The organism is Variovorax sp. P1_H12_2 (genome assembly GCF_056405335.1).
Map to the genome: position 1 here is coordinate 1 of NZ_JBFUCI010000745.1, position 1308 is coordinate 1308.

Here is a 1308-nt window from a genome sequence, read left to right on the forward strand (position 1 = left end):
TGGGCGTCTCGATCGGAGACCTCGGCGCCGGGCTCTATGCGGCCATCGGCACGCAGGCGGCCCTGCTGCAGCGCGCCCGCACCGGCCGCGGCGAGCGCGTGGACGTGGCGATGCTGGACTGCCAGGTGGCGCTGCTCGAAAACGCGATCTCCCGCCTGGACGCCGATGGCCGAGCCCCGGGGCCGATCGGTTCGCGCCATCCCTCCATCACGCCTTTCGATGTCTTCCGCGCGTCCGATGGCTGGTTCGTGATCGCCGCCGGCAACGACACGCTCTTCCAGCGGCTCTGCGTGGTCCTGGACCTGCCCGCGCTGCGCGATGACCCGCGCTTCGCCACCAATCCCGATCGGTGCCTGAACCACGAGTGCCTCAAGACGATGCTCGAGGAAAGGCTGGCCTCGGCCCCCTGCGCCCACTGGCAGGACCTGCTGATGCGCCACAGCATTCCCACCGGCGCCTACAACGACGTCGCGGCGGTGGTGAACGATCCGCAGATCCTGGCGCGCGAGATGCTGGTAAAGCTGCGCACGCAAGGCGGACGATCGGTCACCGTGGCGGGCAATCCGGTGCACGTCGGGGCGCACCGCACGCCGCTGACCCGGCAGCCGCCGCGGCTGGATCAGGACCGCGACGCCATTCTCTCGGCGTTGCCGCGCTGAGACCCGGTCACCCTGCTTGCGCGCAAGTGGACAATGCGCGCATGCAGATCGCCTTCCTTTCTCGCCGCCGGCTCGCGGCCCTGGTCCTGGCCGCCGTCCCCTTGCTCCCGGGCTGCGCGGTGGTGAGCGTCGCGAGCACCGCCGTGAGCGTCGGCGCCGGTGCCGTGGGCCTCGCGGCCGACGCCGCCATCGGCACGGTGCGCATCACGGGCAAGGCAGTCGGCGCCGCCGCCGACGCGGTGCTGCCCGGCGACTCCGACTGACCGACCGATCCGGCGTCCACAATGACGCCATGACTTCGCACCTGAAGCTCGCGGCCTTCCGGCCCCGACTGATCGACGCGCTGGCGGGCTACGACAAGGACCGCTTCCTCAAGGACGTCGGCGCCGGCGTCACGGTGGGCATCGTCGCGCTGCCGCTGGCGATGGCCTTCGCGATCGCCTCCGGCCTCAAGCCCGAGGCCGGCATCTGGACCGCGATCATCGCCGGCTTCCTGATCTCGGCCCTCGGCGGCTCGGCGGTGCAGATCGGCGGGCCGGCCGGCGCCTACATCGTGATCGTCTACGGCATCGTCGACCGCTACGGCGTGGCGAACCTGCTGATCGCCACCGCCTGCGCCGGCGTGCTGCTGTTCCTGATGGGACTGTTC

Annotated in this window: 3 protein-coding genes; all 3 read left to right on the top strand. The window is 71.3% G+C overall.

Going from position 1 to position 1308, the window contains the following annotated elements:
* On the top strand, positions 1 to 659 hold a 659-nt coding region (locus AC1D2K_RS34790), incomplete at its 5' end, for a CaiB/BaiF CoA transferase family protein (protein ID WP_478094995.1).
* Between the two features lie 41 nt (positions 660 to 700).
* A complete protein-coding gene (locus AC1D2K_RS34795) occupies positions 701 to 922 on the top strand; it encodes a hypothetical protein (RefSeq protein WP_478094996.1) in 222 nt (73 codons plus the stop codon).
* Between the two features lie 29 nt (positions 923 to 951).
* Positions 952 to 1308: SulP family inorganic anion transporter (locus AC1D2K_RS34800; protein ID WP_478094998.1), on the top strand; the 357-nt coding region annotated here is incomplete at its 3' end.

What these genes read in the sequence shown, in the direction of transcription:
- AC1D2K_RS34795 (WP_478094996.1), top strand. Translation starts at nt 701, where the DNA reads ATGCAGATCGCCTTCCTTTCTCGCCGCCGGCTCGCGGCCCTGGTCCTG.